Consider the following 23,553-nt stretch of genomic DNA (forward strand, 5'->3'; position numbering starts at 1 on the left):
GGGATGAAATGATACGCGCTCGAAAAATCTGCATATTGGTCTCCGCAGCCATCGCCTTTTGCCCCGTTCTTGCGAATGCTTGCGGTTTTCACAGGGTCGAGCCTCGCAGCAGTGTGGTATCAGCGCTTGTAGAAAGCAAAGCCGTCGTACTGGCCATTGCCGATCCCGACGACCCATTCCGGTATCGCCCGATTGATACAATTCGAGGGGATGATGGTGGCGTGGCCATTCCCTTTTTGATCGATAGTTCGACGCGCCGGAAACTTGCGCTTAACACCAGCGACAGAGTTTTGTTCGCACTGGAGGAAACGACGGGCCAGTGGTCCAAACTCTCTTATATCGACGACGCAAGAGCCGAGGTTTTTGATGAAATCTTCAAGAATCTGAACCATTGGGAAAACTACAACGCAGATCGGTTCGGGTACTTCGCCTCGCTGCTTGTCCATGATGACATGTGGGTCCGAACCCTTGCCCTGAGCGAACTTGACCAGGCCCCCTATGCCGTTCTGCAATCCCTTGATGTTCAACCTGATACCGCGAAATTGATCGCGGATATCGCCCATCCCAACGCCTATGGGCTTGAGGCCATCAGCGTCCTGCTCCTCGGGCTGAGCGGGGACGAAGAGGCGCGCCGGTATCTTTATCAGAACCTGAAACGCGCGCTCGCCCGACCTCAGGACAAGATAATCGGTGCCTACGTGACTGCGATCCTTGAATGGGACGGCGTGCGCGGATTGGCGGCGCTGGACAGGGCGATTTCAACCGACGCCCGTTTGAGTGAAAAGTCGCGCGACGCAATTGCTCTTGCCCTGGTTATGCAGCGCTTGCACGGCCCCTCCGAGACACGAAGGATAACAGCCAGATATGCAAGGGACCTGATACAACGCGATGCGGGTTTTGAGGCCGCCTTTTCCCGAACACTCAAACCCGTACTGGCGAAGTCTCAGGCGTCAACGCGTCGCGGCATAAACGCTAAATCAAGCATACCAACCCCGAAGGCGGGGCGATATCAGTGACCGGTTTTCAAGACCGTAAGAACCGCGGTCAACCGATTGACCCTTTCAATCAAGTTCCCCTGTAGGAGGACCAGATTTGTTTCGCAAACTAACACTGGGATTTTCGGTTTGTCTGCTCATCTTCGGGGTGCGTGCAGCGCTGGCACAGTCTGACGAAGACCTTGCAAAGCAATTGGCGAATCCGGTAGCAGCCTTGATAAGTGTCCCGTTTCAATTGAATTACGATGAGAATCTCGGATCGGACGACAACGGGTCCCGCTGGATATTGAACATTCAGCCCGTGATCCCGTTTGACCTGACCGATGATCTGAATCTGATCTCTCGCACAATTCTGCCCGTTGTGTCCTCCGATGGCATTCCCTCTGGTGCAAGCCGTGAAACTGGTTTGGGCGATACCGTCCAGAGCTTCTTTATCTCGCCAAAGCAGCCGACCGCAGGGGGATGGATCTGGGGGGCAGGCCCTGTATTCCTGCTGCCGACATCGACAGATGATCGGCTGCGCGCAGGGGAATGGGGCACGGGTCTGACAGCGGTGGCCCTCACTCAGAACGGCCCGTGGACATATGGCGGATTGACCAACCACATCTGGGACATAGGTGGCGATACCGATATCAACCAGACTTTTCTGCAGCCATTCCTGTCCTACACGACTTCGAATGCATGGACCTTCACACTGAACAGTGAATCAACCTACGACTGGGAGGCAGAGCAATGGTCGGTTCCTTTCAACGCCGTTGCGACGAAAGTTACAAATTTTGGCGACCAGCTTGTCAGCGTGGGGGGTGGTGTCCGCTATTGGGCAGACGGGCCTGAAGCTGGTCCCGAAGGCTGGGCAGCACGGATCGTCTTGACGCTTTTATTTCCAAGATAGTTAAAAAGCGTATTTGCGAGGGTTCTATTGATCCACCTACGTAGTGATTAAGATCGGCCCGGTTCCTTTATCTGGACCGTTTGGATGTGCAATGCGCTCCTGTTTCTTTATCGTAATCAGGTTGCGTTTTGGGCCTGCTGAGCGGCGCCTCTGCGTAGCGCAAGCGAGGCAGGCCGGATGGCACGGGTGAGATTGGCGGTAACGGCAGGTGCCGGTCCGCAACGCGTAATACGTCTGCTGCCGCGAGACAGAGGAAACGGAAGAGGACAATGGACGGTATGGCATCAGGATTGTAAGACCGGATCGGGAAAACCAGCTTGCGAAACATTGCTGCGAGCACGTGGTTTTGAATTGGACCGGATCGGCTAAAACCATACGGGCCCGCGGCTTGTACAAAGGCCGCACAACAGGCCAAACACATGTCATCACCCGAACCGATGCAGATACGGTCAAGATTACCTCTTGCGTTTGGGCGTCTACACATGTCGCAAACTTTTAGGTCTGGCTCGGCGATCCTGCCGATTCCGGCGTTTGTTCTCAGCGATTTAGGCCTCCAACACCCTTTATGAGGCCCAAGGCCAGGAGATTTTCGCCATGTCATCGATATTGCCTCGGGTCGCCCCAGCAAATCCGAAGAGCTGGGGTTGGCGATTTTGAATTCGTCCCCGAGCCAGCCGGTGCGGTCATATAGCGGCCGAGCCTGTCACATCGAAGCACACCCTTACGGCATAAGCTGGCCGCCATTCACTTCGATCGTTTGCCCGATGACGTATCCGGCAAGCACATCCGAGGCGAGAAACAGATAGGCCCCGACGCAATCCGAGGCTACGCCAAGCCGACCTTGGGGGATTGTCGCCAGCATGGCATCCAATTGCGCCTGTGTTGAATATCGCTCGTGGAAAGGGGTCGTGATCACGCCGGGTGCAACCGCGTTCACGCGGATTCCGTAACCGATCCATTCCTTCGCCATTCCGCGCGTCACGTTCGACACAAAGGATTTGGACGAGCCATACAGACCTGCGCCGCCGCTCGCCCCGTTTCGCGCGGCGATGGATGTGGTGTTGATGACGAAACCACCACTTTTCCTGAGAAACGGCAGCGCGGCTTTGGACGCAATAAGGATCGAGCGGGCATTCAGATCCATAATCTCGTCATAGTCCTTGTCCGTGACCTCTTCGTAGGGGATACGGCGCACCATTCCGCCTGCGTTGTTGATAAGACCGCGCAGCCCGCCCAACCGCTCGGCCACATCCGTGACTGCGGCACCCAGCGCTTGCGGGTCGCTGGCATCGGCCCGCACCAGCTCCACCGTGCCGCCCGCCGCGCGGATTTCGGCGGCCAGAGCTTCGGCGGCGTCTTTCGAAGAATTGTAGTGCAGCCCGACCTTTGCACCTTGCTGCGCGAATGCTCGCGCCAGCTGGGCACCGATGCCGGTGGACGCGCCCGTAATCAGAATCCCCGCGCCCGTAAATTCGGGGAGTGATATCTTGGAAAGTGACATGATTTTCATCCCATATTGTTCAGATAGACCCGGCCTCGACCATGTAATTGTTGGCTGAGCACATTGCTGCATCATCGGACGCAAGAAACACCACCATGCGCGCCACATAGACCGGATCGATCAGATCGGGCAGGCACTGGCGCGTCCGGTGGCTTTCCAGCGCATCCGGCGTTGCCCATAGCGTCTTTTGCCGTTCGGTCATGATCCAGCCCGGAACCACTGTGTTGACGCGAATGCGGTGCTGACCCAGATCGCGAGCCATTGTTCGGGTCAGACCGTGTACGGCGGCTTTGGCAGTTGCGTAGGCCGGAAAACCTCCGCCAGCTTCCCACCAGGAATTTGACCCCATATTGATAATCGCGCCACCGCCTGCCTCGATCATGCCAGGGGCGACCGCCTGAATGGCGAAAAACATATGGCGCAGGTTGGTGTTCGTGCGGTCATCCCAATAGTCGGGGGTAACATCGGTCCAGTCGTGCCGGTCGTCGCGGGCAGCGTTGTTCACCAGAACCTGCGCGGGGCCGATCTTGCCGGCCAGCTTGACAAAACGGTCACGCAGGGCGTCAATGTCGCGCAGATCGCAGGTTTCATACTGGACCTCGCCGCCAATGGTCCTGACCACATCGACGCTGGCCTGTTCGTCCATATCGACAAAGCCGACCCGGCAGTCTTGTGCCGCGAACCCGGCGACGATCTCGGCGCCGATGCCCGAGGCGCCGCCGGTTACAAAGACGGTTTTGCCGGCAAGGCTGGGATAAGTTGCAAAATTCGGATTTTGGGGGCTGGCCATGGCCAAATTCTCCTTCAAAGCGCTGTTTCGGGGCGGCTTGATGGTCCGCCCGGATGCTCAGATATCCTGCGCATGCGGCAGTACGATCATCTCGCGCACCGAGACATTCGCAGGTTGCCGCAACGAAAATCCGACCAGATTGGCGATGTCCTGCGGTGTCAGCGTTTCGCCTTGGGCCACCTGTTGGGCGATGCGGTCCGGGTCAGGTGTTCCCCACAACTCGGTCGCAACCGTTCCGGGAGATACGGATTGGACGCGAATACCGTCCCCGGCCACTTGCCGCCGGAGCGAGCCCGTAAATGCGCGCAGCCCATGCTTTGTTGCTGAATAGACCGCCTCATCCCGCATGTCGGCCGACCCTGCGATCGAGCCGATCATCAGAATTTCGCCGGTTTTGCGCGCCTGCATATGCGGCAGAACCGAACCGGTCAGTACCATGATCGAACTCAGGTTGACCGTCACCATCCGTGTGATTTCTTCTGCCGACATCTCGACGAAGGGCCGGTTGTCGAATATCCCGGCATTGGCGATCAGGATGTCCAGCTGGCCAAAGGCTTCGGTAGCCCGGGTGCCAAGGGTCTGTACATCCTTCGAATCCTGCAGATCAGCAGTGGCGATCACGGCATCGGTCTGAACCTCGTCCCTGATCGCCTCGAGCCGGGTCAGGTCCCTGCCGGACAAAACCAGCCGGCATCCCAAACTGGCCAGGTGGCGTGCGATTTCGCGACCGATCCCCGAGCTTGCCCCGGTGATAAGGGCAACTTTTCCTGCCAAATCCTGCATTGAACTCTCCGATAAAATTGCGAACCGGGCGGACTTATGACCGCCCGGAAAGGTCTTAATTTAGTAGTTCCTGGCCCAGTAGTCCTGCATGTCAGCCACATTTTCAGGTGTCGCCAGCGTGCCCTTGGCAAGGCAGCCGGATTCACTACAACCGGGATCCTGATCGCGCAGAATAGCCATCATCACGCGCACAGCCTCTTTGGCATGGGCTTCGGCATCCCAGGTGACAGCAGCGTCGATATAGCCTTCTTCCATGGCACCAACCGCAGCCGTCAGCAGGTCATTCGACGCGATCCACATGTGTTTCTCGTGGCCGGTCGGGTACCATTTGTCCACGGCTTCCAAAGCGGCCTGAACCGAGGTGATCGCCCAGTCACTTGCCAGCAGCAGACAGTTCGCTTCGGGATGTGCGGGCAGAGCGTCATTCAAACCCGCAAGTACCTTGTTCGGGTCCCATTCCGACGGGATTTGCGCCACGATTTCCAGCCGGTCGCTGCCAGCCGCTGCGGCTGCGAATTCGTCTCTGCGGTTGATGGCGTTGATATCGGCAAGCGAGCCCAGAACTTCGATGCATTTGCCATGCACGTCTTTTTCTTCGAATATTCTAATCAGCTCGGCTGCCGCAACGCGCGCCTGATACCCGCTGTCGCCGCCCGCATGGGCTGTCGGTTGACGGCCCGAGGATGCGCGGTCAAAGGTGACAAAGGGCGTTCCGGCCGCCTCGGCCCGACGGATTGAACTGCCGATGGCAGCGGCATCCAAGGCGCGCGAGATGATGATGTCGACATCGCGGTTGATGAGGTCCTCGATGTTGGCGGCCTGACGCGAGCTGTCATTGTTGGCCATGTTGACCACCCACTCGAACTCGACACCTTCGGTTTCGCTGATACGGGCCGTTTCGGCCTTCATATAGTCCTCCCACGCCTGGTTCAGCGCGCTTTCGCGGGCATCCCAGGACAAACCGATGGTGTAGGACTCGGCCGCCAGCGGCGCAGCCAGACCAACAGCGGCCAGAACCCCAACCAGTGATGCTAGTTTGAAACGTTTCATTTTTTCCTCCACTTTAGTTTACAGTTGCTGTTTAATTCCTGCAGATCAGTCGTTTCGCTTCAAAGCGTCCACATACATGGCCAAAAAGATGATGACCCCTTCGACCAGGCGGAACGAATAAGGTGAGGCATCGGAATGTTGCAGCCCGCTGCGGATCATCTGAAACGCAAGGGCCCCAAGAAACACGGCGCGCAGGATATGGCCGCGCCCGCCAAACAGGCTGACGCCGCCGATGACGATGATGGCGATGGCAATGAACTCCATCCCTTCACCGATCTTTGCGGTATTGACGCCGACCTTCATCGTAAACACGACGCCCCCAAGCGCACCGAGAAAGCCGGACAGGACAAACGCGGCGAACAGGCGTTTTGCAACCGGAATACCCAAACGGCGCGCGGTTTCATCGCTGTTGCCGATTGCGGTGATCTGCCGCCCGAAATTTGTTCGCTGATGCAGCAGGTGCACCAGAACCAGAACGACGATGGCCAGCAGCGTCGTGAGGTAAATCAGAACCCCATCCGGCGCGCCGGGCACCGGCAGCGAGATGCTGGCCTGACCGACCTCGCGCGTCTGGGCCGTCAGGTTGACCAGTCCGCCATCCGTCATCAGCAGGCCAATGCCGCGGAATGAAATCATGGTGCCCAGAGTGGCCACTAGCGCATTGACCCTCAGCCCTACGACGATCAGCGCATTCACGATGCCAAGACACACACCTGCCCCAAGCGCCAGCAGCACTCCGGCGGTCAGAGACAGCCCGTACTGGCTGGTGGTGATCGCAACGATGGCGGACGCGACATAAGCGGTGGACCCGACCGAGATATCCAGCTGTCCGCCGATCACGACAAAAGCCATGCCAGCGGCAATAATCAGGTTGGGCGCGATGGCGTTCAGGATCCCGGCGAAATTCGACAACCCGAAAAAGCTGGGGGCCATGATCGAAAAGCCACAATAGATTGCGATCAGAACCAGCACGAAGCCCTGATTGCGGACGACCCGGTTCAGCGAAGACTGCGATACGGGATCAGCCATTGACGACATGACGCGCCTCCGCTGGCTCGTGGGTGTCGGACACGGCTTCAAGCAAGGTTGCCCGATCCGTTGTTCCCGGCAATTCATGGGTAATACGGCCCTGTGATATCACAAGGTACCGGTCACAGACGCGCATCAGCTCTTCCAGTTCCGAGCTGACGATCAGAACCGACGTGCCCTTCTCGGACAGTTCGTGGATCAGATGCAGGATTTCGGTCTTCGCGTTGACGTCCAGCCCGCGCGTCGGCTCATCCAGCAGAAAGACCGCAGGGTTTTGCGCCAGCCAGCGGGCAAAGACCACCTTTTGCTGATTGCCCCCGCTCAGCGTCCCGACGCGTTGTGAAATGCCGTTCACCACAATGCTCAGCCGGTCCACCATCATACGGGCCAGCGCATTGCGGCGGGCCCGGCTGACGATGCCCGTTGACGTGCTGATGGAAGGAAGGTTCGGCAAAGCCACGTTGTCCGCCACGTCGCGGGGCAGCAACAGGCCTTCGCCCCGGCGGTCTTCGGTCACAAAGCCGACGCGGCGGCGCAGGCCGACGGGCGTTATGTCATCGGCGCTTCCATCCTCATTATGCCACCGCATGTCTGCCGTGTCGCAACTGTCCAGCCCGGTCATGCCGCGCAGCATCTCGGTCCGGCCCGACCCGAGCAGGCCCCAAAGCCCCAGAATCTCACCGGCTTTCAACTCAAAGCGGATGTCATTCAGGACATGACCCCGTCCGAGCGCCCGAACGGTCAGCCGAGGGGCGGAAAACGCCCGGTCAAACGGGGTGATGCGATCCTCGTTGCCCACCTCGCCCATCATCTGCAGGACGATTTCGGCCTGATTGGTGTCAGCGATGGCGGATTCGTACACGGTACGCCCGTTTCGCAGCACGCAGACCCGGTCGCAGACGCGGAAAATCTCTTCCATGAAATGCGTGATGTAGATCACGGCGACCCCGTCTTTGCGGATCGTCTGAACCACATCGAACAGCCGTTCCCGCTCGCTGCGCGACAGCGAGGACGTGGGTTCATCAAAGATCAACACACGGGGGTTTCGATGCAGGGCGCGGGCGATCTCGACCAATTGCCGATCGCCGGTGCTGAGCTGGGACATCGGCGTGCGCGGATCACCGGCGAAACCCAGAGGTGCCAGCAGTTTTGCCGCTTGCGCCTCGGCCGCCGCGAAATCCACCAGACCGAATGTTTTCAAAGGCATCCCGTCGGCAAAGATGTTCTCGGCCACGCTCATCGTGGGCAGCGAGTTCAACTCTTGCGAGACAAAGGCAATGCCGTGCTGGATTGAGGCCGCAGGCGACGCGAATTGAACCTGCCGGCCGTCCAGCAGGATTTGCCCATCTGTGGGTGCGAATACCCCACCAAGGATGTTCATCAGCGTTGATTTTCCCGCGCCGTTTGCCCCCATCAAGGCGACGCATTCCCCCTGATTGACGTGAAAATCCACATGATCCAGCGCGATGACGCCGGGAAAACGCTTGCCGATGCCGTGCACTGCAAGTGTGGGTGTTGTCCCGGTCATGCCCTGGCCCTCGCCGCCATCTGATCGAATGCGATGAAGGCTACGATGATGCCCCCGCGCGCGATCTGGTTGACAAACAGCGACACCTCCAAGGCGTTCAGAACATTGTTCAGAAGCGTCATGAAAAACGCGCCGAAGACGGCCCCCAGGACACGGCCCTGCCCGCCATAGATACTGATGCCGCCGACGATACAGGCGCTGATGACATCCAGCACCAAGATCGGGCTGGCCAGATTTGCCGAAGCCGAGGCCAGCCGCCCCGTCATCATGATCGCCGCGATCCCCGCCAAGACACCCGCCATCACGTAGCTGAGCATCAGGACACCGCCTACATTGATCCCCGCCACCCGCGCCGCATCGGTATTGATGCCAACCGCATAAAGACGACTGCCAAAGATCGTGCGCCCGATCACAAAGGCGGCGACCAGCGATACGACAATTGCGATATGCACATTCAGCGGCAGCCCCGCATACCGGGTAAAGAACGGGTCAACGAATGCATCCGGAATTTGTGAGATGCTCAGCGAATTGGTCAGCCAGACCGCGACCCCGTTTGTGATGGTCATCATCGCCAAAGTGACCACGAACGGGATCATACCCAGCACGCCGACAGCCAGACCGTTGAAGGCACCAATTCCTATACCGCTGAGAATCATGATCGCCATGCCACCGATCGGATCACCGGTCGCGCGCATATACATCGCCCCAAGCACCGCGCTGAGCGCCGCGTTGAAAGGCAGGGACAGGTCAATCCCGCCGCCGATCAGTACCACGGCCATACCTGCCGCAAGGCAAGACAGGATAGCAGTTTGGCTCAGGATGTTCAGAAGGTTGTTTTTGGACAAGAAGTTCGGAGACAGAAACGTCAACGCGACAAAAACGGCCAGAACTAGCCCGGCAACAATCAGTTGCCGCGTGCTGGGGCGTAGGCTCTCGGGCAGGTGTTGTGTCAGAGCGGTCATTTCTGTGCGTCCGCCTCGATGGCAGGCGTAGATCCTCGTACAATCAGTTTCGGTGGCAAGAGCGTGTTTTCGCCTGCATCCTCTCCGTCGATCATTGACATGAGCTTTTGCCAGGCCTGACCTGCAATCTGTGCCGCAGGCTGACTGACGACCGAAATACCGGGCTGCATCATCGTCAGAGCCTCAAAATCATCCATCGCCAAAAAGCGAAGATCATCCGGTATTGTCCAACTCTTTGTTTGCAGCGTTGGCAGCACACTTTTCGAAGCAAGGTTCGAGGCCGCAAAAATCGCTTGCGGCGGTTGCGCCAGCGTGTTCAACGCGGCCAGCGCCTGCTCTTTTCCTTCGGACACATCCAGCGACAGATTGAACGTTCTGACCGTCACAGTCGCGGACTGATCGGCTAGAGCAGCATGGAATCCTTCCTCGCGCTGGTTCAGGATCCAGAAATCAGGACGCGCATGTCCGAAATAGACAATATCCTGCGCGCCGATATCCAAGAGATGCCGACCGGCAAGATAACCGGCGCCATAGTGGTCAACCGAAACGGACGGGAACGGGTTTTTCTGCGAAATCCGGTCGGCAACGACGATGGGAATGCCATAACGCTCAAGCTCGGTCAGGGCAGGCTGATAGTCGAAGGCCGGTACGATAATCAACCCGTCCACACGCCGCGAAATGATCGCCTGCAGATGCCGCCGTGCGCGCGCTTCGTCTTCGCCGGTGGTCATGAACATGACGCTTTTCTCGCTGTCCAATGCAAGGTTTTCGATTTCCTGCAGCACTTCGGAAAAGAACGCGTTTTCGATGTTGGGCACCACAAAGGCAATAACGCCGGTTCGGCTGCTGCGCAGGCTGGCGGCCAGCGTATTGCGGTTATAGCCAAGTTCGGCTGCAGCGGCTTCGACCCGTTCAACAAGCGTCTGTGAAACCACCGGGCGCCGGTTCAACACGTTCGAGGCTGTGCCAACCGAAACAGAGGCATGGCGCGCAATATCGACAATCGTCGGATTCTTCATCAGTCCCTTCCCTAAGAGAATCGCATTTTAAAACGTTTCAATATTAATTGAAAGGTTTCAATACGAGTTTCTGCGATCCTTCCAGACACAATCAAAGCGCCGGATTAGCAGATCATCTGGCGGAGTCGGCGGTTGAGATCATCGACATGAGGTGCAGTTTGCGAAGCTCGAATACGGTGTCTCTGGCATCGGACAGCGCCTCAAGATGCGGCGAAGCGTTGTGCTTTTCCCACTCCGCGCGGTTTGCCCAGTTTTCATAATACATAAACTCGGCCGGATCCTCGTTGTCCTGATGCAGCCAATATTCAATGCACCCCGGTTCCTGACGGGTCGGTTCTAACAGACCCATCAGGATGGATCTGGTTTCTTCAATCTGACCGTCAATGGCCCGGATATGCGCGACGACCGTTAGCTGTTCCGACATGTTTTTCTCCTGCTCAAAATCACAATCTCCAAACATATAGGAAACTCGGCGACGGGCCTTCAGTCCTTGAGACTGCCTAAAACAATCTCGATCCGGCTTTCGCGTTTATATGTGCGCTTGTTGAATTTGACCGGCGTATTGCGTTGCTTATAGCAGGGTTTGCAGGCGCATATCCCTTTGTCTTTTATCACTTCCCAGAATCATTTGCCGTCATTGGGACGAAAGGTAAGTTTACCAGATCAGGTTTGTGTACCGGACACGCGTCAAATCTTGTGCAGCGGAAACCGAGAAATCGTTTGAGCAACTATCGTAAAATAAAAAAGCACGGAGCATTATCGATCATGGGCAGACCTAAGTCACAATATCCAGCTGTTAAACGTCGATGATTGACTTCCCATTCTCCTATGTCTCGGAAACCGTCGTAGGATCCAGAACGTCGCGCAGCACGTCCCCCAGCATGTTCAACCCCAGAACGGTCAATGCGATGGCCAACCCGGGCACCAAAGCGGTCCAGGGGGCCAGATCCAGATAATCGCGCGAGGCCTGGATCATCAGCCCCCAGGACGGCGTTGGCGGTTGGGTGCCAAGACCCAGAAAAGACAGACCGGCCTCGGCCAGGATCGCAAACGCGATCGAGATCGTGGCCTGCACGATCACCGGCGGCAGGATGTTGGGCAGGACATGCAAGCGGATGATCCGCCAGTTGGTCGCCCCCTGACTGCGCGCCGCCTCAATGAAGGGCAGGCCCGAGACGCGCAGAACCTCTCCGCGCACGATCCGCGCCAGATAGGGGGTAAATGCGATCCCGATGGCCAGAATGGTGTTCTGCAGGTTCGGGCCCAGAACAGCGGCGATGGTCAGGGCCAGCAGAAGGGCAGGAAAACTCAGGAACGTATCGACAATCCGCATCAGGATATTGTCGGTCCAGCCACCATAATAGCCCGAGATGATGCCCAAAGGCAGACCGACCAGAATCGACAACCCGACCGACGTCACGGCGATCAGCAGCGAGGTAGAAGCCCCGAGAAGCACGCGCCACAACAGCTCGCGCCCCAACTGATCAGTGCCCAGCAGGTGCTCGGGTGACGGTGGCTTCAATCGTGCGCGCACGTTGATGCCGGTGGTCAGTTCCTCGGGGATAAAGATCGGCGACAGGATCGCCATCAGCACGAAAATCCCGACAAGGGTCAGCCCGATCATGCCTTTGAGGGTCAGAAACGCGCGCATTCAGCTGAGCTCCACCCTTGGATCGAGGACCTTGTACAGGATATCGACCACAAGATTGGTCAGCATCACAACGGCAGCGATGACAAACACGCTGGACTGGATCAGCGGGATGTCCCGATTGACCAGCGCCTGATAGGTCAGCCACCCCATGCCGGTGAAATTGAACAGTGTCTCGATCACGATGATGGACCCGAACAGATAACCCAATTGCAGGCCCGCGACCGTCAGCACCGGTGCAATTGAATTGCGCAAGGCATGGCGAAAGATCACTGCGCCCTCGGCCAGACCCTTGGCGCGGCAGACACGGATGAAATCCTGACTAAGCACCTCAAGCATCGTCGAGCGTGTCATGCGGGTCAGTTGCGCCATAAGCGACAGGCCGAGCGCGATGGACGGCAAAAGCGCGTGTTGAACGGCCAGCCAGAAATCCTCGGCCGGGGACGCATAACCCGAGGATGGCAACCAGCCCAGCCACTTGGCGAAAACAAGGATCAGCACGATGCCCCAGAAGAAATCGGGCAGCGATATGCCCGCCAGCGCAAGGCCGGACCCGGTCGCGTCCTGCCAGCGGTCGCGGTTGATAGCGCTCCAGACGCCCAGAGGGATCGCGCAGATGATGGCGATAGACAAAGACATCACAACGATCAGCGAACTGGCGACGATCTTTTGTCCGATCAGGGGGCCTATTGGCTCTTTATAGCGCAACGATACGCCCCAATCCCCCTGCAAGATGCCCCCGATCCAGCGCCCATATTGCACGATCAAGGGATCATTCAGCCCCAGCGACTCCCGAAGCCCGGCAAGGGCTTCGGGGTTGGACTGGGTGCCCATAATCATGGTGGCAACATCCCCGGGAAGGATGTTGGTGATGACAAACGTGGCGATCGAGATCAGGAACAGCGTCAGGATCAAAAGCGCCACGCGTCGGACGAGATAGTTCATCTACGGATTGCCGTCACTGGTTTGGGTCTGGCCGGATCACCCTTCCAGCCAGATATTCTTGAACTGCAGGTTCGATCCGTTGGGGTGCACCAACTTGTCCAGCCCACCGACACCCTGACGCGCACCAACCGTGCCGTTGCGGAACCACAGTACAACGTCATGGGTTTCGTCCTGCACGCGTTGCTGGATGTCCTTGTAAATCTGCGCCCGCTCATTCGGATCGACGACGCGGCGCGCGGCGGCTGTCATCTCATCCAGTTTGGGGTCGCTGATCTGGCGATAGTTGAACGCGCCTTCGGAATTCCACAGCGAGTAATAAAGGAAATCAGGCTCCCACAGGGTGAAGAAGTTCATCATCGTCACCTCGTAATCCCGATCCACCCAGCACTGGCTGAGCCAGTCGGACCAGCTGAGCTGTTCAATCGTCGCATTCGCGCCACCCATGCGGAACCATTCCACAAGGATCTGCGTGGCCTCAACGTGCCACGGATAGTTCGTGGTGACCTTGAAGACGAATTCCAGCTCGCCCGGCGCAAACCCGGCCTCGGCCAAAAGCGCCTTGGCTTTCTCAAAGTCCTGCGGGCGCGCCTTGAGGTCAGCGTTATGGGTGGGCGATGACGGGAAACTGGGCGAGCCGGTCACAACCCCCTGCCCCCACAGCGCGCCCTCGACCAGCGTTTCCTTGTCGATCATGTAGTCCAGTGCCTGCCGCACCTTCGGATTGTCGAAAGGCGGTTTGTCATGGTTCATGTTCAGGAACGCCCAGCTGAGCGGGAACCACGTCAGAATCTGCAGGTCAGAGTTGCCTTTCAACACCTCAACACGATCCAGCGGGATGTCGTTGATCAGATGGAATTCGCCTGTTTCCAGGCCGGTCAGGCGCACGGTAGGTTCGGTCACTTCCCGAGACAGGACCCCGTCCAGATAAGGGGCACCGTCCCAATAGTCGTCAAAACGCACCAGTTCGACCTCATTGCCGAACTCGCGACGGACAAACTTGAACGGGCCGCATCCGACGGGTTGCGTGCCCTGCACCTCGCCCGATCCTTCGGGCATCACCACGCCTGCGCCGTTTTCAGCCAGCCGTGACAGGAAGGGCGCGTTCACCTGTTTCATGGTCACAACAACGGTGTAGTCGTCGGGCGTCTCGATGCTTTCAACATCATTGAAGACCTCGAAATTCACCGCACCGGTGTCCGGATTGCGGCAGCGATCGAAGGAATACTTCACATCTGCAGATGTCATGTCGGACCCGTCGTGGAATTTCACGCCTTGCCGCAGATGGAAGGTGTAGATCAGCCCGTCATCCGATTGCTCGAACCGTTCGGCCAGACTGGGGATAACCTGAAAGTTTTCATCTATCGTGACGATGGCGTCATGCACGTTTTGCATCAGCCGTCCGGTTGACGCCGTGCCGGTCTGGTGCATGTCCAGATTCTGAGTCGTTTCCGAGTGGCCCCAGATCAGCGTACCACCCGATTTGGGCTCGGCCCGGGCGGTGCCCGGAAAGACAGAAATACCTGCTCCGAACGCCGATGCACCGGCCAAAACACTTGTTGTTCTTAGAAAATCCCTGCGTTTCATGGTCGACCTCCTGTCAAAGCGACCCTCCCCAAAACCAGCGGCCGCGTGTGCGTGGAACTTCGCATTTGAATGAACTTGCCCCAGCGTAAAGAGCCGATAAGATATGTCAAAGTGATTTCCCCACCCTAGGAACCTGCGGAGCTGTGCCCGGGAAGGAACTGTGCATTTGGCGGAGAAAATACGCAAAGAGAAGACGTTGGACCCCTTGCTCAGCGTGCGCGACCTGCGGGTGCGCTTTCGCACGAATGCCGGGATCGTGCGGGCGGTCAACGGGGTGTCCTTCGACGTTCTGCCGGGCGAGACGCTGGCCATCGTGGGGGAATCCGGCAGCGGCAAATCCGTGACCTCTCTGGCGCTGATGCGGCTGTTGCCCCAGCGCATTGCCGAGATTGAGTCCGGCTCGGCAATGTTTGGCAACCGTGACCTGTTACAGCTACCCGAAGCGCAGATGCGCGACATTCGCGGCGATGACATCGCGATGATATTTCAGGAGCCGATGACCTCGCTTGATCCGGTGATGACCGTGGGCCGTCAGATCGCCGAGGCGATCAGGGTGCATCAGGGGTTGAACCGCAAAGGCGCGATGGCCGCCGCGATTGAGGCGCTCGATCTGGTGCGTGTTCCCGAACCTGCCAAACGCGCACGGCAGTATCCATTTCAGCTCTCAGGCGGTTTGCGTCAACGCGTGATGATCGCGATGGCCATGTCGTGCCATCCGAAAATCCTGATCGCAGATGAACCCACCACGGCGCTGGACGTGACGATTCAGGCGCAGATACTGAACCTCATGGAGGAATTGCAGGATCGTATTGGCGCGGCGATCATCCTGATCACGCATGATCTTGGTGTGGTCGCCGACATGGCCGACCGTGTGGCGGTGATGTATGCCGGATCGGTTGTCGAACGTGCGCCTGTGGGGGTGCTTTTTGATCGGCCGCTGCATCCCTACACGCAGGGTCTGCTAGGATCGGTCCCCCGACTCTATTCTTCGCTTGAACTCGAAACCGCGCCGCGTCTGCAGGAAATCAGCGGCACCGTTCCCTCCATGCGCGAAGAGCTTACCGGATGCCCATTTGCCCCGCGCTGCAGTCAGGCCACCGATATCTGCCTGCGCGACGCTCCCGCTCTGCAAGCGGCCGGAACCGGGCATGAGGTCGCCTGCTGGAACGCTATCGCCCCCGAGGTGGCCCATGCTTGATACTGGACGCACATCCGAACCTGTGCTGGAGGTCGACGGGCTGGTCAAAACCTTCCCGGTCAATCAGGGCTTGCTCGGCGGCGGTGGCGGCGTTGTGCGCGCCGTTGCTGGTGTCAGCCTGTCGGTCCGGGCGGGCGAAACCCTTGGCATTGTTGGCGAAAGCGGCTGCGGAAAGACCACGCTTGGCAAGACGATCATGCGGCTGTTGCGGCCGGATGCGGGGCGGATCACCTTGCAGGGCAACGACATCACCCATCTGGATGAGGCCGGTTTGCGCCCTCAGCGCCGCAACATTCAGATGGTGTTTCAGGATCCGTTTTCCTCGCTGAACCCGCGTCTTAGGAATGGCCGCATCGTGCGGGAGCCGCTTGAGATTCACGGGATCGGCACCGCATCCAACCGCAAAGCGATGGTCCTCGACGCCTTCGCGAAAGTCGGCCTGCGGGCCGAGCAGGCCGACCGTTACCCGCACCAACTGTCCGGTGGACAACGTCAGCGCCTAGGGCTGGCGCGGGCCCTCGTGCTGGAACCGTCGGTGATCGTCGCGGATGAGCCGGTCTCGGCGCTGGATGTCTCGGTTCAGGCGCAGGTTTTGAACCTGATGATGGATTTACAGCGCGATATGGGGCTAGCCTATCTGTTCATCTCGCACGATCTGGCCGTGGTCGAACATATCGCGCATCACGTCGCGGTCATGTATCTGGGCCGGATCGTCGAGATCGCGGACAAGCGCAAGCTGTTCTCGGCCCCGCAGCACCCCTATACCGAGGCGCTGTTGGCCGCCGTGCCGGTTCCGCGCCCGAGCGCGAAAGGCAAGCGCCAGATCCTGAGCGGCGATGTGCCCAGCCCTGTGAACCCACCCGCCGGATGCGCCTTTCACTCCCGCTGCCCACTGGCCCAGCCCATCTGCGCGCAAACGCCTCCGGCGCTGGTGAGGACAGACGACAGCCACAGCGTCGCCTGCCACGTGCGCGCACCCGGCTAGAGGGTTGGACGTTCGGCGGCGACGCCTAGCTTTGCCTCAAGCGCGCGGCCGAGGGTGATCAGCCGCGCCTCATCAAACAGCCCACCCCACAGCGAAATGCCCTGCGGCACGTGATAGGTTTGCGGCGCGGCGCCTTTCTCTTCGACGACAAGCTTGCCATGGGCCAGCGAGGGGTCCGATCTGGTCTCGGTCTGCAGGAAGCCCGCGCGCAGGTGCAGGCAGGGATGACCGGTGAAATTGGTCGCCACCAGCATTGGCCCGGTCATGAACGGCCCGATCATCGCATCGACCTGCCCGAAGACATCGTCAAACACCTGCATCACCTTAAACCGCAGCCGGTCCAGTTGCACATGGTCTACGGCAGACAGAAACCGCGCCTTGCGGAAGGTGTTCGGCCATGCGCCCGCGTCCTGCCAAACAAGCTCATCATCACGGTCGGTCAGGGTCAGTTCCTCAAACGCAGCGGCGGCTTCGGCGAAGAGGACGGACATCAGCGATCCGTAAGGCAGATCCGGCAGGGTCAGAGGGACCACTTCAATACCCAGACTGCGCATCGCCTCAAGGGCGGAATGATCCACCTCGGTCGCGCCTTCATCTTCGAACGCGGCGGGTAAATAGCCGACACGCATGCCGTCGATCGAGGCGGTGGGATCAAAACCGAACGGCATGTCGATGCTGCTGCGGTCCGCCGGGTCGCCACCGTTGAGTGCGGCCAGCACCAGCGCGCAATCCTCGACCGACCGGCAAATCGGCCCGATCTTGTCCAGCGACCAGCACAAAGCCATGCCGCCTGCGCGGCTGACCCGCCCGAAGGTGGGGCGCAGGCCGGTGGTGCCGCAGCGTTGCGAGGGGGATGTGATCGACCCCAGCGTCTCGGTCCCGATGGAAAAGCCGCACAGCCCCGCTGCCGTTGCCGAGGCCGACCCGGCGCTTGATCCGCTGGAGCCCTCTTCGGTGTTGAAAGGGTTGCGGGTTTTGCCGTTAAACCAGATGTCGCCATAGGCCAGCGCCCCCAGCGTTGTCTTGCCCAACAGCACCGCGCCCGCGGCATGCAACATTTGCACGATCCGGGCATCCCTGTCCGGCACCTGATCCTTATAAGGCGTGGCCCCCCAGCTTGTGCGGATGTCTTTGGTATCGAAGAGGTCCTTCAAACCATAGGGAATACCGTGCAACGGCCCGAGCCAGACACCTGCTCCAAGCTGCGCGTCCGCCGCGTCTGCCTCGGCCCGCGCAAGCTCGGGCGTGACGGTGACGAAACATTCCAGTTTCGGGCCCAGCCGTTCGATCCGGTCAAGATAGATGTCGGTCAGCCTGCGGCTAGTCAGATGACCCTGCCTGATCCACTCGGCCTGTTGGGTGACCGGGGCAAAGGCGATATCCTCGTCGCTGTCCGGCAATGGCCCCGCATCGGGCAGCGCCCAAGGCCCGCTGACCGGTTGACGTGGCGGGACAAACCCGGGCAGGCGCGGGTCGAACCGGCTGGCCGTCGGCAGGCTGTTGGGCAAAGGCGTCTTGCGCCGCTCCAGCGCCGAAAGGATCTGGCCTTCGAAATTGTCGAGCATCTGCGCCCGCTCGTCCGAGGTGTATTCGACCCCCAGCAGCGCCTCGGCTGCCGCAATCATGTCAGATGTAATGTCAGTCATAATCCGCCTTTTTCTGATGTTCTGTCGAAACGAATTGCTCTGCCCAACAAAGGCATCGCGGCAAAGGTTTGGAGTTATTTCAGCCGGATCATAGGCGTCAGAACGGCGGGCCTGCAAGTCGGCAGACAGGTGAACGGTTCAGTCGCGAACTTCGCCCCTATCTGTCCGGTCGCGCACATGATCCCCAAATGCCAATTCACGCTCGGACTCTGTCCGTTTCGCCAGTTCGCGAAACTTGCCTCTCGAATCTGCTGCTACAGCGCGTTCTCTTTTCAAATTGAAACTTCGCAACAGAACGTGAAAAACGCCACGTGATTGAAGACTGTTGGCATGCGAAAGTCCCTGCCGCAGAGGTGCGCAGGTCACATTCTATCCCGAAGGTCGAATTATTTTTTCTCTTCCGCGGAGCAGATGAAAAACACACCCTTGTTCTCGCGACAGGTTCACTATCTCTTTGCGGTCCAGACCCAGGCAAAGACCACGCATAACACTTGAAGTTGCGCCATGCGTGATCACTATCGCAGGGCGATCAAGGTCATTCAAAAAGCTTGATACTCTCTGTCGGATCATATCAAATGTCTCGCCATCTGGGCTTCCAAAGCTAAGCGTGTCTTCATCAGATTGGCCACATAATTGCTCGCGTATTTCTTCTTTGGTGCATCCTTCCCAGGATCCGAAACTAGTTTCTTGTAACCGGTCATCCACGATGAGCCTGTCCTCAAATTCAACGACCAGCCCAGCAGTTTGTAATGCACGCCCAAGTGGGCTGACGAAAACGTCTTCCGGCAGGTGACTGAACCCGGTCAGGAGTTTTCTCTGGTTCCTGGCCTGATGCTTCCCCTTTTCGGTTAGCGGGGAATCCTTGCGGCCTTGCAAGCGGCCTTCGCGATTCCACACAGTTTCGCCGTGGCGCAATACGAACAACTCGGGGTGATCTACCATTCATCTTCCTGCGCTAGTGTTAACCCGGCTCAATATTGGCTGAGTTAATTATACGAATCTGAACGGAGACGCGTACTCAGCACAAGACCCGATTTACTACAGTGATCTTCAAGCCCGTACTTTTACAGCAATATTTCAGATTCAAATATACATGTTTGATACGCACAGGCGAATGGGGTTTTCGCCCGAAACTTGTAATATTTGCCGTGCAAAATACAGAAAATGAGCAGTCATCTAACACGTTCGTTCACGTTTTGGAAAAGACTGTACTCAGCGACGTTCAGCCTATGGCATACAGACCTAAATCGAGCGTACGGGCACTCATAACGCGGGGTGTGGGTGCACTGGATGTGACCGGTTGTCATGCCAGTGAATACTGCATCACCCATCGTCGGTCGAATTGAAAATGAACGGCAAAGCTAGCAGACAAGGATAAGTCATGGCTCTAGATCACTCGAAAGGCGCATCGTTTTTCATGAAAGACATCCGTGGTGTCCCGGTTTCATACCCGGATGCTGCGGCTGCAGAGGGTCTGGAAAAGGCAATCGAGTTATCTTTGTCCTTTCGCGGCGATCCGATCAAAACCATTGATGATGTGCTTGCCGAACACCCTAATTTCATAATGGGCTGGCTGTTTAAGGCAGGCTGGCTTACCCAATCGATGGAAACCCGCATCTACCCTCAATTCATCGAAGCCATCACCCGGGCCGAGCGTTTGTCTGGCAAGGCCAATTCCCGCGAAAAGGGTCATTTGTCAGCTGTCAAAGCCTGGGCCGCCGGCGATTTCTTTGGTGCAGTTCAGATTTGGGAGGACGTTCTGACCCAGTATCCCAAAGATCTGTTTGCCCTTGGCCTGATTCACTACACCATGGTTTTGCTGGGCGACGTCCCCGGACAGCGTGATGTGGTTGCGCGGGTCTTTAATCTGTGGACCGACGACATTCCCGGGTACGAGTTTGTTTTAGGGTTCTACTCTTTTGGCCTGGAAGAAAACCGGGATTTTTCCCGGGCCGAAGATATGGCACGGCAGGCATTGGAAATACGCCCTGACAACCCTTACGCGGTTCATGCAGTCAGTCACGTGATGGAAATGCGTGGGCAGCAAGACGCGGGCATCCGCTTTATGAAAGACCGCGCAGGAGTGTGGGGTACGTCAAACTTCGCCAACCATCTTTGGTGGCACACCTCGCTCTACCACCTCGATCTTGAGCAATATGACGCGGTTTATGACATCTTCGACAACCATCTGGATTCGCGACGCAAGGATGGCAACAAATACGAAGAACTCGACGCAGCGGCTCTGCTGTGGAGGATGAATCTTGCAGGTCAGGAATCCGGCGACCGCTGGGTGCATCTGGCAAACAAATGGGAACCGGCAGCGCAGGATACTCTGTACGCGTTCAACGATGTGCATGCAATGATGACCTTTGCGTCGGATGATCGGGTGGACGCGCAAAAACTGCTGATCAACGCGAACAAGCGGTATCTGGAAAGTGCATCCGACGCGAACGCCGCGATGAGCCGCGAGATCGGGATGCCGTTCTGCATGGCGATCCAGGATTTCAAGCGCGAAGACTATGACACATGCGTCGAGCGTCTGCTGCCGGTGCGTTACATGACCCATCGTCTGGGTGGAAGCTTCGCCCAGCGGGACATCATCGGCTGGACTCTGCTTGAGGCCGCGTTACGCTCAAAACGCTATGATCTGGCGTTGGGTCTGGCCAACGAGCGTACCGGATTGAAACCCACTTCGGTCCAGAATTGGCGCGCGGTGGCACGGGCCTTGAAAGGTCTGGGCGATGCCAGCGGGGCTGACCGTGCCGCGGCCAAAGCCGACGCACTGGCATCGGCCTAGCGCGGTTTCCGATAGACAATCGGAAACGTCAAATCACGCCCGGGGTATCCGCTTGAGCAAGGGCGCGCTGCACTGGCGCGACCTTGTGCTGGTTTGACATGGTGCTGAGACTGCGGGCAATGCACTTTTGGTCGCTTGACCGCGTCATTGCCGAGGTCAACGTTCCTGCGTTCCGACCGGATGCGATACAGGTCCACTCGAAAGGATCGACATTCCCGAAATAAGCGATCTCGCGGCTGGCGAGTGGGATATTTGCCGTGACTTCGGGATATTCGTACCGCCTGAACAACTGCGAGAAATTGGCGAAATACAAAAATCTGGCCGCATTGAAGTCGACCGCCGGATTCACCAGATGCCGGTGAGTGCTGATCAGATCACGGTCATCATGGGCGCGCAACTGGCGAAACCGCGACCGCGTATCTTCAAGCTGTGCCTCGCCAAAAGGTTTGGATTGGAACGTCATCGACGTCTTTCCGAACCGTGCGTTGCTGCGCCCCAGAACCGTGGAGAGGGTCGACATCATCCGGGCAGTGGCAACCAGCCCGGAGCCGGCTTTGGAATAGGTGGTTTCGGTAATGAAAAAGGGCGGCTTTAATGCGCATGGATGACAGACAACGGAAATCTCGTCATCCTCGGAAACAGAAATTTCCCTGTTATAGGTCAGGGCTGTATAAATGAAACTGGCGTAGATGCGATGCCCCTGGGCCGAAACCCATTCCGAGGGGCGCTTGGCCGTCAGTGTCGCAATCCAGTTCCAGTGCAGATTTCCCGCATGGGTCAGGCAGAAATGCTCGGACAGGCCAAACATGTCAAGATGCGGCATCCCGGCGGCGAAACTGTCGTGACTTGCAAGCATCCTGACACATCCCCGTCTTGTGTTATCCCGCCTTCGGGACCTTGAGCTTTTCATACAGAGACAGGGCGGAACAGGCGCCGCATTTGGCGCAGCCTGCGGCCATATCTTCGGACCGAATGCCGCTTTCGCGCAGCATGCGACCGATGGGCATCAGAATCTCGTGCATGAATCCGGCGGACGGGGATGGATGACTTTCCATCGGTGTGCCCGAGATCGGAATAAAAGGCACCACAAAGGGATACACGCCGATCTTGATCAGGCGTTCGCTCATGTCGATGATCTGGTCCTGAGTGTCCCCCAGACCGGCCAGAATATAGGTTGAGACTTCGCCCCTTCCAAAGACCTCGACTGCCGCTTCAAAGGCATCAAAATAGCGTTCCAGCGACACTTGCGCCTTGCCCGGCATAACCTCGGCGCGCACCTCTTCGCTGACGGCTTCCAGATGCATCCCCAACGAGTCGATGCCCGCGTCTTTCATGCGCTGGAACCAGGCGTCCGTGTCCGGTGGTTCGCACTGGCCTTGAATCGGCAAGTCGACGCGGGCTTTGATCCCTTCGGCGCTTTCGCACAGAATGCTGGCGCCCCGGTCCTTTGTCGGCGGGGTGCCTGTGGTCAGGATCATCTGGGTCACGCCATCCAGTTCAACAGCGGCTTTTGCCACCTCACCCAGCTGTTCCGGGGTCTTGCGTTCGATGGTCCGGCCTGCGGCAAGCGACTGACCGATCGAGCAGAATTTGCAGGTCTTGGTGCGGCTTTGGTAGCGGATGCAGGTTTGCAGAACAGTGGTGGCCAGAACGTCCCTGCTGTGCAGAGCGGCAATGTGGGAATAGGGAATGCCGTCTTCCGTGCTGAGGTCATAGAATTTCGGGCGGAACGGGAACTGGACCCGGCCCACATCGATCCCGTCGCGGCGCACCCGGCTGTTGCCTTGTGCATCCGGCGCATCGATCACATAGGGGCTGCTGAAGGCCGGAGCGGTGTGAACGGGGATCATGACCGTCTTGTTGTTGATCGTCAGCGCCGTGTGATCCGAGGGCCCTGCCCCGCCCCGGCGGCTTTCACCGCTGTTTTGGGGATCGACAAGGCGCACGCCGTTTGACTGCAGCTCATTGATCAGCTCTTCGCCGGACAATGGCCTTGCTGGCGCTGCCACCTGTGATTGATCATAGCTTGGTGCGACGCTCATTCTTGGTTCCTCCCGCTTCGACACAGGGCAGACCGAGCACGTCGTCAATCCGTCACAGGCGCTCAAAACACCTACTAAGATCAACTGTATCCACCCTTGGCAGCTCGCGGGGTTCTTCGCCCCGCCGCCACATTGATTGCGGCCATTGGCCGCTGCTTG

At 58.3% G+C, this 23,553-nt stretch carries 21 protein-coding genes; 5 read left to right on the forward strand and 16 right to left on the reverse strand.

What is annotated here, in order from left to right; genetic code table 11:
- The first annotated feature begins 8 nt into the window (after positions 1-8).
- The gene (locus ACRZ9X_RS16615; RefSeq protein ID WP_480520853.1) at positions 9-1,016 is read left to right on the forward strand and encodes a hypothetical protein; all 1,008 of its coding nucleotides are present in this window, start codon (positions 9-11) and stop codon (positions 1,014-1,016) included.
- A 76-nt stretch (positions 1,017-1,092) separates the two neighbouring features.
- Positions 1,093-1,887, forward strand: a complete 795-nt coding sequence (locus ACRZ9X_RS16620) for a transporter (protein ID WP_480520855.1) — start codon at positions 1,093-1,095, stop codon at positions 1,885-1,887.
- A 721-nt stretch (positions 1,888-2,608) separates the two neighbouring features.
- Here ACRZ9X_RS16620 and ACRZ9X_RS16625 read toward each other — a convergent pair.
- The 12 genes from ACRZ9X_RS16625 to ACRZ9X_RS16680 form a co-directional block, all read right to left on the reverse strand.
- Positions 2,609-3,388, reverse strand: a complete 780-nt coding sequence (locus ACRZ9X_RS16625) for an SDR family NAD(P)-dependent oxidoreductase (RefSeq protein WP_480520857.1) — start codon at positions 3,386-3,388, stop codon at positions 2,609-2,611.
- A 19-nt stretch (positions 3,389-3,407) separates the two neighbouring features.
- The gene (locus ACRZ9X_RS16630) at positions 3,408-4,178 is read right to left on the reverse strand and encodes an SDR family NAD(P)-dependent oxidoreductase (RefSeq protein ID WP_480520859.1); all 771 of its coding nucleotides are present in this window, start codon (positions 4,176-4,178) and stop codon (positions 3,408-3,410) included.
- A gap of 57 nt (positions 4,179-4,235) precedes the next feature.
- Positions 4,236-4,961: an SDR family oxidoreductase gene (locus ACRZ9X_RS16635; RefSeq protein ID WP_480520861.1), complete on the reverse strand. Its 726-nt coding sequence runs from the start codon at positions 4,959-4,961 to the stop codon at positions 4,236-4,238.
- A 60-nt stretch (positions 4,962-5,021) separates the two neighbouring features.
- The gene (locus tag ACRZ9X_RS16640; RefSeq protein WP_480520863.1) at positions 5,022-6,011 is read right to left on the reverse strand and encodes a sugar ABC transporter substrate-binding protein; all 990 of its coding nucleotides are present in this window, start codon (positions 6,009-6,011) and stop codon (positions 5,022-5,024) included.
- 45 nt (positions 6,012-6,056) lie between these two features.
- The gene (locus tag ACRZ9X_RS16645; RefSeq protein ID WP_480520865.1) at positions 6,057-7,049 is read right to left on the reverse strand and encodes an ABC transporter permease; all 993 of its coding nucleotides are present in this window, start codon (positions 7,047-7,049) and stop codon (positions 6,057-6,059) included.
- The gene (locus ACRZ9X_RS16650) at positions 7,033-8,568 is read right to left on the reverse strand and encodes a sugar ABC transporter ATP-binding protein (protein WP_480520867.1); all 1,536 of its coding nucleotides are present in this window, start codon (positions 8,566-8,568) and stop codon (positions 7,033-7,035) included. Before ACRZ9X_RS16650 ends, ACRZ9X_RS16645 begins: the two co-directional genes overlap by 17 nt.
- Entirely contained in the window at positions 8,565-9,530 is a 966-nt protein-coding gene (locus ACRZ9X_RS16655; protein ID WP_480520869.1) for an ABC transporter permease, read from the reverse strand. Before ACRZ9X_RS16655 ends, ACRZ9X_RS16650 begins: the two co-directional genes overlap by 4 nt.
- Positions 9,527-10,549 carry a LacI family DNA-binding transcriptional regulator gene (locus ACRZ9X_RS16660; protein WP_480520871.1) on the reverse strand — a complete coding sequence of 341 codons (1,023 nt, stop codon included), beginning with the start codon at positions 10,547-10,549 and terminating at the stop codon, positions 9,527-9,529. Before ACRZ9X_RS16660 ends, ACRZ9X_RS16655 begins: the two co-directional genes overlap by 4 nt.
- 112 nt (positions 10,550-10,661) lie before the next feature.
- Positions 10,662-10,973: a putative quinol monooxygenase gene (locus ACRZ9X_RS16665; protein WP_480520873.1), complete on the reverse strand. Its 312-nt coding sequence runs from the start codon at positions 10,971-10,973 to the stop codon at positions 10,662-10,664.
- Positions 10,974-11,375: 402 nt separating this feature from the next.
- Entirely contained in the window at positions 11,376-12,200 is an 825-nt protein-coding gene (locus ACRZ9X_RS16670; protein WP_480520874.1) for an ABC transporter permease, read from the reverse strand.
- Complete coding sequence (locus ACRZ9X_RS16675) at positions 12,201-13,142, reverse strand: ABC transporter permease (protein WP_480520876.1); 942 nt, start codon at positions 13,140-13,142, stop codon at positions 12,201-12,203.
- A 36-nt stretch (positions 13,143-13,178) separates the two neighbouring features.
- On the reverse strand, positions 13,179-14,726 hold the full coding sequence (locus ACRZ9X_RS16680) for an ABC transporter substrate-binding protein (RefSeq protein ID WP_480520878.1): 1,548 nt from the start codon (positions 14,724-14,726) through the stop codon (positions 13,179-13,181).
- 166 nt (positions 14,727-14,892) lie between these two features.
- Between ACRZ9X_RS16680 and ACRZ9X_RS16685 the strand changes: the two genes are divergently transcribed.
- Positions 14,893-15,924, forward strand: coding sequence for an ABC transporter ATP-binding protein (locus ACRZ9X_RS16685; RefSeq protein ID WP_480520880.1), 1,032 nt, complete (start codon positions 14,893-14,895; stop codon positions 15,922-15,924).
- Complete coding sequence (locus tag ACRZ9X_RS16690; protein ID WP_480520882.1) at positions 15,917-16,909, forward strand: ABC transporter ATP-binding protein; 993 nt, start codon at positions 15,917-15,919, stop codon at positions 16,907-16,909. The genes ACRZ9X_RS16685 and ACRZ9X_RS16690 overlap by 8 nt, the downstream gene beginning before the upstream one ends.
- Here the strand turns inward: ACRZ9X_RS16690 and ACRZ9X_RS16695 are convergent.
- Positions 16,906-18,555, reverse strand: a complete 1,650-nt coding sequence (locus ACRZ9X_RS16695; RefSeq protein WP_480520884.1) for an amidase — start codon at positions 18,553-18,555, stop codon at positions 16,906-16,908. The two genes, ACRZ9X_RS16690 and ACRZ9X_RS16695, sit on opposite strands and share 4 nt — an antisense overlap.
- 369 nt (positions 18,556-18,924) lie before the next feature.
- Positions 18,925-19,497, reverse strand: a complete 573-nt coding sequence (locus ACRZ9X_RS16700; protein WP_480520886.1) for a histidine phosphatase family protein — start codon at positions 19,495-19,497, stop codon at positions 18,925-18,927.
- Between the two features lie 439 nt (positions 19,498-19,936).
- On the opposite strand from ACRZ9X_RS16700, the gene ACRZ9X_RS16705 reads away from it, so the two are divergent.
- Complete coding sequence (locus ACRZ9X_RS16705; RefSeq protein WP_480520888.1) at positions 19,937-21,352, forward strand: tetratricopeptide repeat protein; 1,416 nt, start codon at positions 19,937-19,939, stop codon at positions 21,350-21,352.
- Positions 21,353-21,380: 28 nt separating this feature from the next.
- On the opposite strand, the gene ACRZ9X_RS16710 is transcribed toward ACRZ9X_RS16705, so the two are convergent.
- Together ACRZ9X_RS16710 and ACRZ9X_RS16715 are read right to left on the reverse strand one after the other, a co-directional pair.
- Complete coding sequence (locus ACRZ9X_RS16710) at positions 21,381-22,208, reverse strand: LnmK family bifunctional acyltransferase/decarboxylase (protein ID WP_480520890.1); 828 nt, start codon at positions 22,206-22,208, stop codon at positions 21,381-21,383.
- A gap of 22 nt (positions 22,209-22,230) precedes the next feature.
- Positions 22,231-23,394 carry an MSMEG_0568 family radical SAM protein gene (locus tag ACRZ9X_RS16715; protein ID WP_480520892.1) on the reverse strand — a complete coding sequence of 388 codons (1,164 nt, stop codon included), beginning with the start codon at positions 23,392-23,394 and terminating at the stop codon, positions 22,231-22,233.
- Positions 23,395-23,553 lie beyond the last annotated feature (159 nt).

It is taken from the genome of Ruegeria sp. AL1, assembly GCF_056540905.1.

Bases quoted from the DNA above. Each gene is read 5' to 3' on its own strand.
- ACRZ9X_RS16615 (WP_480520853.1), top strand. From the start codon at position 9: ATGATACGCGCTCGAAAAATCTGCATATTGGTCTCCGCAGCCATCGCC.
- ACRZ9X_RS16625 (WP_480520857.1), bottom strand. From the start codon at position 3,388: ATGTCACTTTCCAAGATATCACTCCCCGAATTTACGGGCGCGGGGATT.
- ACRZ9X_RS16630 (WP_480520859.1), bottom strand. From the start codon at position 4,178: ATGGCCAGCCCCCAAAATCCGAATTTTGCAACTTATCCCAGCCTTGCC.
- ACRZ9X_RS16635 (WP_480520861.1), bottom strand. From the start codon at position 4,961: ATGCAGGATTTGGCAGGAAAAGTTGCCCTTATCACCGGGGCAAGCTCG.
- ACRZ9X_RS16640 (WP_480520863.1), bottom strand. From the start codon at position 6,011: ATGAAACGTTTCAAACTAGCATCACTGGTTGGGGTTCTGGCCGCTGTT.
- ACRZ9X_RS16645 (WP_480520865.1), bottom strand. From the start codon at position 7,049: ATGTCGTCAATGGCTGATCCCGTATCGCAGTCTTCGCTGAACCGGGTC.
- ACRZ9X_RS16650 (WP_480520867.1), bottom strand. From the start codon at position 8,568: ATGACCGGGACAACACCCACACTTGCAGTGCACGGCATCGGCAAGCGT.
- ACRZ9X_RS16655 (WP_480520869.1), bottom strand. From the start codon at position 9,530: ATGACCGCTCTGACACAACACCTGCCCGAGAGCCTACGCCCCAGCACG.
- ACRZ9X_RS16660 (WP_480520871.1), bottom strand. From the start codon at position 10,549: ATGAAGAATCCGACGATTGTCGATATTGCGCGCCATGCCTCTGTTTCG.
- ACRZ9X_RS16665 (WP_480520873.1), bottom strand. From the start codon at position 10,973: ATGTCGGAACAGCTAACGGTCGTCGCGCATATCCGGGCCATTGACGGT.
- ACRZ9X_RS16670 (WP_480520874.1), bottom strand. From the start codon at position 12,200: ATGCGCGCGTTTCTGACCCTCAAAGGCATGATCGGGCTGACCCTTGTC.
- ACRZ9X_RS16675 (WP_480520876.1), bottom strand. From the start codon at position 13,142: ATGAACTATCTCGTCCGACGCGTGGCGCTTTTGATCCTGACGCTGTTC.
- ACRZ9X_RS16680 (WP_480520878.1), bottom strand. From the start codon at position 14,726: ATGAAACGCAGGGATTTTCTAAGAACAACAAGTGTTTTGGCCGGTGCA.
- ACRZ9X_RS16690 (WP_480520882.1), top strand. From the start codon at position 15,917: ATGCTTGATACTGGACGCACATCCGAACCTGTGCTGGAGGTCGACGGG.
- ACRZ9X_RS16695 (WP_480520884.1), bottom strand. From the start codon at position 18,555: ATGACTGACATTACATCTGACATGATTGCGGCAGCCGAGGCGCTGCTG.
- ACRZ9X_RS16700 (WP_480520886.1), bottom strand. From the start codon at position 19,497: ATGGTAGATCACCCCGAGTTGTTCGTATTGCGCCACGGCGAAACTGTG.
- ACRZ9X_RS16705 (WP_480520888.1), top strand. From the start codon at position 19,937: ATGGCTCTAGATCACTCGAAAGGCGCATCGTTTTTCATGAAAGACATC.
- ACRZ9X_RS16710 (WP_480520890.1), bottom strand. From the start codon at position 22,208: ATGCTTGCAAGTCACGACAGTTTCGCCGCCGGGATGCCGCATCTTGAC.
- ACRZ9X_RS16715 (WP_480520892.1), bottom strand. From the start codon at position 23,394: ATGAGCGTCGCACCAAGCTATGATCAATCACAGGTGGCAGCGCCAGCA.